6 protein-coding genes are annotated in these 6,655 nt (G+C 72.4%); 1 reads left to right on the plus strand and 5 read right to left on the minus strand.

Translation table 11 applies throughout. The features are described from left to right. Positions 1-143: 143 nt before the first annotated feature. The 5 genes from ACFRCG_RS48045 to ACFRCG_RS48065 all read right to left on the minus strand — a co-directional run bounded on the left by ACFRCG_RS48045 (position 144) and on the right by ACFRCG_RS48065 (position 5,916). Complete coding sequence (locus ACFRCG_RS48045) at positions 144-518, minus strand: RNA polymerase-binding protein RbpA (RefSeq protein ID WP_380001362.1); 375 nt, start codon at positions 516-518, stop codon at positions 144-146. A gap of 261 nt (positions 519-779) precedes the next feature. Further along, the gene (locus ACFRCG_RS48050) at positions 780-3,299 is read right to left on the minus strand and encodes a SpoIIE family protein phosphatase (RefSeq protein WP_380043011.1); all 2,520 of its coding nucleotides are present in this window, start codon (positions 3,297-3,299) and stop codon (positions 780-782) included. Between the two features lie 199 nt (positions 3,300-3,498). After that, the gene (locus ACFRCG_RS48055) at positions 3,499-5,082 is read right to left on the minus strand and encodes an ATP-binding protein (protein WP_380043012.1); all 1,584 of its coding nucleotides are present in this window, start codon (positions 5,080-5,082) and stop codon (positions 3,499-3,501) included. A 220-nt stretch (positions 5,083-5,302) separates the two neighbouring features. After that, on the minus strand, positions 5,303-5,497 hold the full coding sequence (locus tag ACFRCG_RS48060) for a DUF2304 domain-containing protein (RefSeq protein ID WP_380043013.1): 195 nt from the start codon (positions 5,495-5,497) through the stop codon (positions 5,303-5,305). A gap of 23 nt (positions 5,498-5,520) precedes the next feature. Continuing rightward, on the minus strand, positions 5,521-5,916 hold the full coding sequence (locus tag ACFRCG_RS48065) for a hypothetical protein (RefSeq protein WP_380043014.1): 396 nt from the start codon (positions 5,914-5,916) through the stop codon (positions 5,521-5,523). Between the two features lie 242 nt (positions 5,917-6,158). On the opposite strand from ACFRCG_RS48065, the gene ACFRCG_RS48070 reads away from it, so the two are divergent. Then, on the plus strand, positions 6,159-6,617 hold the full coding sequence (locus ACFRCG_RS48070) for a flavodoxin family protein (protein ID WP_380043015.1): 459 nt from the start codon (positions 6,159-6,161) through the stop codon (positions 6,615-6,617). Positions 6,618-6,655: the final 38 nt, after the last annotated feature.

A 6,655-nucleotide genomic window follows, 5' to 3' on the forward strand; every position in this document is an offset into this window, starting at 1 on the left:
CACCCCCGCCGCCCCCGCGCCCCTGCGCGCCCCAGCACGCCGCCCGGGGCCCCCCCCCCGTGATGGCCGTCGGCGCCCCGGGCGTCGGTGCCACCTGTCGACGGGATCCGCACGGGCCCGGAGCGGGCTCGCGCGGGGATCGCTCAGGCGCTCTTGCGGTTGTCGCGCGGATCGTGGTGGAGGTTGATCCCACCCGACCGCAGTACGGCGAGGCGCTCGGCGAGCACCTCTTCCAGCTCTTCCCTGGTCCGCCGCTCCATGAGCATGTCCCAGTGCGTGCGTGTCGCCTTGTTCTTCTTCTCCTCGGGCGGCGTGCCGTCCACCAGCTGCGCCACGGCTCCGCAGCTGCGGCACTCCCACGTCGACGGGATCTCCGCCTCGACGGAGAACGGCATCTCGAAGCGGTGCCCCCGGGGGCATTCGTATTCCACGGTGCGACGCGGCGCCAGATCGATACCGCGATCGGTCTCGTAGCTGGTGGCGCCAAGGCGTGTGCCGCGGAGAGCTCGCTCACTCATGAATCGTGCCTCCTGGCTGGTAACCCACATCGACAGGTCTTGCTGTCTCGTCCGATTGCAGAACGCGTGACGGGCCCCGAAGATTCCCGACCGAGGGGTCGACGGGGACGGCTCGGGGTCCGTGACGGTGGGTAGCTACCCGAAAACGGATGATTCATCACATCGCCGGGAGAAAGTGGCATAACTCGCACGGTCCACCGGAATCGCCCCGACAACGCGCCGTCGGCGACGTGTACCGCCACGCGGCGAACCCCGTGGGTCTCACCGGTCGCGGATCTCCGCCCAGACGATCTTCCCGGTGTCGGTGGGCCGCACCCCCCAGTCGGTAGTGAGACCGGCCACGATGCACAACCCGCGATGCCGCTCGTCGTGGCCGGGAGAGGCGATCTCCTTGGGCAGTCGCCCGTCGTGGTCGACCACCTCGACGATCAGCCGGCCCGGATGGTGGCGCAGCCGCAACTCCATGGGCGTGCGGGCGTGTTCGGCGGCGTTGGAGACGAGTTCGGTGACCACCGAGCAGGTGGTGTCGCTGTGGTCGACCAGGCCCCAGCGGGCCAGCGTGGCGCGGACGAAGTCGCGGGCCTCGCGGGCCGAGCGCGGGGTGGGCGGCAGGTCGAGGCCGGCGGTGCGCTCGACGCTGTGCCGGGCGCGCACCAGCAGCAGAGCGACGTCGTCGGGCTCCTGGCCGGTGAGCATCGTCTTGGCCAGCAGGTCGGCCACGTCGGCGACGGTGCAGGTGCCGCCGGTGGTGCCGTCGATGTGCTCGGTGAGTTCCTGGAGCCGGTCGGTGAGCGAGGCGTCGTGCGATTCGACCAGGCCGTCGGTGTACAGCAGCAGCTGGTCGCCGGCGTCGAAGCCGACCATCGCGTCCTCGAAGGTGGTGCCGTCCAGGCCGAGCGGGACGCCGAGGTCGTCCTCCAGGAGTTCGACCTTGCCGTCGGCGCTGATCAGCGCGGGCGGCAGGTGCCCGGCGTTGGACCAGTGCACGGTGGCGTCGCCGGGATCGTAGACGGCGTAGACGCAGGTGATGATCTGGTCCTCGCCGCCGAGCCCGGTCACCAACCGGTTCAGGTGCCGCATCACCTGTGCGGGCGGCAGGTCCATGACCGCGTACGCCCGGACCGCGGCGCGCAGTTGGCCCATCACGGCGGCGGCCCGTAGGCCCCGGCCCATCACGTCGCCGACCACGAGGGCGATTCGCCCGGCGGACAGCGGGATCACGTCGAACCAGTCGCCGCCGACCTGCTGGCCCTTGGCCCCGGGCAGGTAGCGGAAGGCGATGTCCAGCTCGTCGAGGTCGGGCGGGACCTGCGGGAGCAGGCTGCGCTGGAGTTCCACGGCGGTGTCGCGGACGCTGCGGAACAGCCGGGCGTTCTCGATCGCGGTGGCGGCCTGGGCGGCGATGCCGAGGGCGAGTTGTTCGTCGCGTTCGGTGAACACGTCGGCCCGGGTGTGGCAGAAGGAGAACGCGCCCAGGTCCTCGCCGGTGGCGGTGGTCACCGGGATGGTCAGCAGGCTGCGGACCGGGGGTTGCCCGGCGGTGCTGACCCGGTAGGGAAGCAGGCCCGCGGCGCCCGGGTCCTCGGTGAGGTCGCCGCGGCGCACGGTGGCCGGCGGGACGACGGTGGTCTGCGGGCGGGTGCGCGCCGCGAGGGTGGGGCGCGGGCGCGGGAGGCGGTCGATCAGGGTGGGGTCGGGGCTGGTGACCGCGTAGCGGGTGTCGGCGACGCCGCCGGTGTCGTAGTCGATGTAGCGGAAGATGCCGTGCTCGGCGGCGATCACCGAGGTGGCGGCGTCGGTGGCGGCCTGGACCAGGCGTTCGAGGTTGAGTTCGCGGGTGAGCTTTTGGCCGACGCGGTAGAGCGTCTCGACGATTCGGGTCTCCTGGTCGAGCCGGCGCTGCTTGTAGGCGAGTTGTTCCTGCTGCGAGCGCACCCGGTCGCGGGCGTCGGCGGCGACCAGGGCCGCCTGCGCGGAGGTGTCCTCGTGGGCGGCCAGGAGTTGTTCGAGCGCGTCCAGGCGGGCGGCGGCGAGGTGTGTGACGGGGGTGTTCCGTCCCGGGCCGCCGGCGAACAGGGGCGCGGTGTTGAGCGGGAGCAGGGCCAATCGGGTGGAGACGGCGACGGTGCGGAAGAGTTCGGCGATCCGGGCCGGGATGTACACGCGGGTGAACATCAGGACGGTGAACAGTTCGCCGTCGGGGAGCTTGCCGGCGTAGCCGACCACGGATTTTATGCCGTGGCTCCGGATGAACTCCTTGTCCGGGACGGCGCTGCCGGCCAGCGCGTCGGGGATGTGGGTGATGTCGTGCCGGTCCCATTCGGTGTCGCCGCTCAGCGGGCCGGCCACGATCTCCTCGGCGGTGACCCCGAGTTGGGCCAGCATGGCGCTGATCATCGGTGCCCGGCGGACCGCCTCGGCGCTGGGGAAGGCGACCACCTGGTGCTGGCGCGAGCGGGTGCGGTCGCGCCATTCGGGGCGGTCGCCGGTGGTGGCGAGGAGGGTGAGGCAGCGCAGGTCGGGGTGCGGGACGAGGTCGGGTTGCCGACGCAGGGCGCGCTGTTCCAGGTCCGGGGTGAGGTTGCGCCAGGGCATGGTCTGGAACAGGCGGGTGAGGACGAGTTGGGACCGTCCGGTGTCCGGGTCGCGAAAGCTGGTGCGCAGGTGCCGCACGATCGCCCGGGCGGCGTCCTCGGTGGTGGCCGATTCGGCGGTGACCCGGCGCAGTTCGGAACTGCACACCACCATGTCGCTGACGGTGAAGTTGGCGAGGTCGAACACTGGGCGTCCACGTCCTCCGTGGGGGTGCGGGGCACCATCATGGCGCGCGGGTGCGGGTGAAGTGATGTGTTTTGTGTATTTGGTGGCGTACCGGGCGAGGACCGGGTACACGTCGAGGCCCTCCGAGCCGTGCCGGCTCGGAGGGCCCTTCGCAAGCGTGGGGGCGGCGCGGCGTCCGGGCAGGGGGCGCGCCGTGCGGTCAGGCGGTGGGTTCGGGCTCTCGCCGGAATTCCTTGGCGAGCGAGATGGTGGGGTCCTCGACGGTGAACGCGTCGGTGTGGTGCGGCAGCAGCGCGAGCAGGCGCCGGCGTTCGGCCTCGGGGGTGTCCTCTTCGAGCGGGTCCGGGGTGTGCGGGACCTGGATGCGCACCACCGGGCCGATGCCGATCCGTACGTAGCCGCGCCCGGGCGGCATGTCCTCGCCGCCGGAGACGCCGGGGCCGGTGCCCAGGACGGTCCGGATGGCCTCGGGATCGAGCGGGCCGAGGACGACGCGCGTGTGCGTGTCGGCGATCAGCGCGGGGCGCAGCCGGTCCAGGTGGGTGGGGCGGGTACTGGTGATCACGCCGATGTGGGTGGCGCGGCCCAGGCGCAGCGGCAGGTCCAGCAGTTCCTGGGGGTCGGTGGTGCCCTGGCCGGCGGCGAGGTCGCCGAGTTCGGTGATCTCGTCCAGGATCACCCACAGCGGACGCCGGGCGTTGTCCGGGACCGGCGTGCCGTGTTGTTTGGCGTGGGTGACGGCGGCGATCCGGCGCTGCGTCTCGTGTCGCAGCCACGTCAGCGTCTCCAGGGCGCCGTGGTACCCGGTCTCGATGCGCAGGATGTTGCGGCGTCCGGCCAGGCAGGCGTAGTCGCCGGAGCCGCTGCCGTCGATCACCACGATGTCGCCGTCGCGGGCGGCCTGGAGGGCGATGGTGCGCAGCAGGTTCGACTTGCCCGCGCCGGGAGCGGCGACGGCGAGCAGGTGCGGGTCGGTGCCGCGGTTGCCGGTGCGCCAGATGACCGGCGGGAGTTGGTGGGTGGCTCCGTCGACCCGGATCGGGGTGCGGCGGTTGGTGCTGTCCGCGTCGGTGATGCCGAGCAGGATCTCGCAGGGCGCGGTGACGAACTGCTGGGCCGGGACGGCGGGGGGCAGCGGGGGCAGCGCGGCGACGGTGAGGCGGTTGTTCTCGGTGTCCCAGTCGTGGAAGTACTCGCGGCCGCGGCCGAGTTTGGCCTGGAGCACCCGCTCGATCCGGGCGCGGGCGCCGGGGTCGTCGTCGGTGAAGTAGGGGCTGTAGGCGAGTTCGAGGCGGGTGATCCGGTCGCCGTCGAGTCCCCAGTCGCGGAAGGCGTCGCGGTACGCGCCGCCCGGGTGGAAGAGCCTGGCCGGGTCGTGGTCGTCGGCGAGGTGCGGCACGAGGCCGTTGTAGACGGCCTGGAGCCGGAGATCGACGGGTTCGGGGCCGGGCTCGGGGGCGGGGGGCTTGTCCGTGCGGCCGAGCCAGGCGGCGGCGGCCAGGATCAGCAGCAGGGCGATCAGCGGGGCATAGGGCAGGAAATAGAGGGCGAGCACCGCGCCGGCGACGACCGCGGCCCCGGCCTTGCGCTTGTCCGCGGAGGCGTTCTTCCACCAGGCCCGCGCCCAGGCGAGTTGCCGGTTCAGGCCGCGGCCGAGGGTGAGCACGGGCGAGAAGGTGTCGCGCGTGTGCTGGTGGATCCGCGTGGCGCGCGAGCGGGTGTTGCCGATGCCGTCCTTGGCGCGCTGGGCGATGGCGGCGAGGGATTTGGGGCCGGGGGACATGCGGTCTCCGTGGGGGGTTGATGGGGGTAGGCGGGAGGCCCCGGTTCGGGGGGCGAGCCGGGGCCTGTGCGTGACGTTCGGGGAGCGGTCCGCCCGCCGTGCTCGCCTCGGCGCACGGGTGAGGCACTCGAAGGCGACGCCTGTGCGAGGGCTTCACCGGTGCGCCGAGACGCGGCGCACCGGGGGTGCGGGCGCGGCGGCGGGGCGGCGGGGCGGCGGTTCAGAAGGTGATGCCGCTGAGAAGGTTGGCGATGCTGTTGCTGCTCGCGGTGATGTGGGGGGCGATCGAGCTGCCCGCCAGATAGAAGCCGAAGAGGGCGCAGACGAGGGCGTGCGGGATGCGCAATCCGTCCTTGCGGAACAGGACGTAGGCGATGACGCCGAGGAACAGGACGCCGGAGATGGACAGAACCATGGGTACTCCTTGGGGCGGTGCACTCAGTGCGTGGGGGGTGGGGTGAGGATCCCGGTCCGGGCGATCCCGTAGAGGACCAGAACGGTGACGCCGAGGCGACCGGGGGTGGACAACGCCCAGAGGGCGAGGTGCAACGCGATCACCAGCGGGAGCGTGGCGATCGCGTAGACGGTGTGGAACGCGCGGGATTGCGCGTTCGTGGCGTGGACGGCCGGGACGAGCGTGCGGCGGACGACCGAGACGAGGGTGGGCGCCGCGGGGGCGGTGGGGGCGGGAACGGGCGGGGGGACGGGGGCGGGGGCGGGAGTGGGCGTGGGCGTGGGCGCCGGGGTGTGGCCGGCGGTCTCGGGGGCCGGGTCGGCGGGGGGTTTGGTGCGGGGGTAGGGCAGTGGTCGCTGCCGCAGGGGGGTGAGGCGCATGTGGGTGGTTTCTCCCCGAGGTGCCGGCCGGTTGGCCTATCGACGTATTACTTAAAGTGCTCTTATCGTGACAAATGGTGCGCACGTGTCAAAGCATCAAACGGGTGGAATCTCCATCATTTCCTCGGCGAATCACCCGTATGGAGGACGCACGGAAGCGCCGGGCGCGGGAAGGCGGCGGCTCGCGGCGCGCGTCGCGGGGCATGCCCGCCGGCGCGGCCGGCTTCTGGCAGCGTGTGGCCATGGCCATCCTGCTCGTGGTGCACCACACGCCCTCGCCGACGCTCGCCGAAATGCTGGAGGCGACCCTCGCGGGCGCCCGCGACCCGGAGATCGAGGGGGTGGAGGTGCGGGTGCGAGCCGCCCTCACCTGCTCGCCGGTGGAGGTCCTGGAGGCGGACGGCTACCTCCTCGGCACACCCGCGAACCTGGGCTACATGTCGGGGGCGTTGAAACACTTCTTTGACACTGTCTATTACGTGTGTCAGCAAGAGACGACGCGGCGGCCGTACGGGCTGTACGTCCACGGCGGCAGTGACACCACGGGCGCGGTGCGCTCGGTCGAGGCGGCGGCGACCGGGCTGCAATGGCGCCGGGTCCGGCCTCCGGTGGAGGTGGCGGGCCCGCCCTCGCGGGAGTCCCTGGCGGCCTGTACGGAGTTGGGCGCGGTCGTGGCGGCGGAGTTGATGTCGCGGGAGTAGCGCGGCCCGCGCCCGGGAGGGGGCCCCCCGCCGCCCGG

It is taken from the genome of Embleya sp. NPDC056575, from assembly GCF_042793325.1.
Classification (GTDB): Bacteria; Actinomycetota; Actinomycetes; order Streptomycetales; family Streptomycetaceae; genus Embleya.

Bases quoted from the DNA above. Each gene is read 5' to 3' on its own strand.
- ACFRCG_RS48045 (WP_380001362.1), bottom strand. From the start codon at position 518: ATGAGTGAGCGAGCTCTCCGCGGCACACGCCTTGGCGCCACCAGCTAC.
- ACFRCG_RS48055 (WP_380043012.1), bottom strand. From the start codon at position 5,082: ATGTCCCCCGGCCCCAAATCCCTCGCCGCCATCGCCCAGCGCGCCAAG.
- ACFRCG_RS48060 (WP_380043013.1), bottom strand. From the start codon at position 5,497: ATGGTTCTGTCCATCTCCGGCGTCCTGTTCCTCGGCGTCATCGCCTAC.
- ACFRCG_RS48065 (WP_380043014.1), bottom strand. From the start codon at position 5,916: ATGCGCCTCACCCCCCTGCGGCAGCGACCACTGCCCTACCCCCGCACC.
- ACFRCG_RS48070 (WP_380043015.1), top strand. From the start codon at position 6,159: ATGGCCATCCTGCTCGTGGTGCACCACACGCCCTCGCCGACGCTCGCC.